Source organism: Yimella sp. RIT 621 (assembly GCF_004146205.1).
Lineage (GTDB): Bacteria > Actinomycetota > Actinomycetes > Actinomycetales > Dermatophilaceae > Yimella > Yimella lutea.
Genome location: NZ_SEIP01000036.1, coordinates 1 through 1,343, shown reverse-complemented (window position 1 = coordinate 1,343; position 1,343 = coordinate 1). Strand labels below are relative to the sequence as shown.

At 65.2% G+C, this 1,343-nt stretch carries 2 protein-coding genes; both read left to right on the top strand.

Going from position 1 to position 1,343, the window contains the following annotated elements; all coding sequences use genetic code 11:
- Window positions 1-687 (top strand): hypothetical protein (locus EU513_RS16045; protein WP_168990320.1); only part of this gene is annotated, 687 nt, incomplete at its 5' end.
- A 120-nt stretch (window positions 688-807) separates the two neighbouring features.
- Window positions 808-1,343: hypothetical protein (locus EU513_RS15575; RefSeq protein WP_205744824.1), on the top strand; the 536-nt coding region annotated here is incomplete at its 3' end.

The window sequence follows — 1,343 nt, the reverse complement described above, 5'->3', positions numbered from 1 at the left end:
GACGCGATCACCCCGCGTGACCTGCTCGAAGCAGTGATGCTCGAAGACGGTGTCGACGCAGCCATCGAACTGGCATCGCACCCCGAACTGGTACCAGGCGCGAACCCCGCCACCATCCAACTGCTCATCGCCCAATTGCTGGCACACAACGTGTTCGAACGCCTCAACAGCGACGACCCGTTCACCGTGGACGCAGCCGGCGACAAGTTTTTCACGCAGGACGACCTCACCGGTCTGAGCGGGATCGACCAACAGACGGCCGGTGAGCAAGGTGATGGCGACCAGGGTGACGACGAGGATCACTGGGTGACACAGACCCGGCAGTTCGAGGAATCGATCCGGGTGGCGCACTCGGTGATGAACACCGCCGGTGCCGTCCGGGCGATCTCGATCAGTCAGTACGCCCGCTGGGACGCTCACGACGTGACTTGCACTGACTTCGTGCAACACGAGCCGGGGCATGTGGGTGAGTTCGCTGCTGATGGTGTCGCGGCCGAACTGCGCCTGTCCTGCATCGCCGCGTCGCAGCTGGTGCGCAAATCGGTGTGGGCAGCCACCAAAACACCGGTCCTGCTCACGGAGGTGGCTGCTGGTGTGGCGAACCTGGACACCGTGACCGCGGTCGCGACCGAACTGCAGGACGCCCGCCCCGACACCTGCGAACTCATCGAAGACACGATCCTTTAACGCGAGATCCACTGCCGGGGTGCGGCGTCCGCACGCCGTTCCACCCGCACCCTCGTCACCAGGTTCGAGGCGGCTGCCGCCCGCAAGACCCACAAGCGGACGAAGGCGCAGCAGACCGGGGTGTGGTTCGATCCCCACCCCACCCCCGGGTTGGCGTCCTTCACCGCGGTCCTGCCCGATGCGCAGGTCGCGGAGATCTGTGACCTGGTCGAGAAACGCGCCTACGATCTCAAACGGTCCGACACCAGCGAAGACGCTGCCGACAAACTCCTGGGCGAGTACCGGGCCGACGCGTTGTACGAGATCGTCACCCGCAACCTGAACTACATCCTTGATATTCAGATCCTTACTCCCACCGCATACCAGGGCTGCAGCAACAACTCTGCGGACGCGAACAGGAACGGCGATTCCGGTCGTGACCGCGGCAAGGAGGACAGTGGCGATGACGGCGACGACGGCCGCTTAGGCGGCAACCCAGGCGGCAACCCCGGCGGTGGCGGGAACGGTCCCGGCGGCACCGGCGGTGACACACCCGATCCCAGCAAGGGGAGGTCATCCAAGAAGACCGTGACCCGCGGCGAAGCGCTCGGCCTCTTCACCAGCACGAGCAGCGACACGAACCGCGACACCGGTGCGTTAGGAATCCATCACCGCGC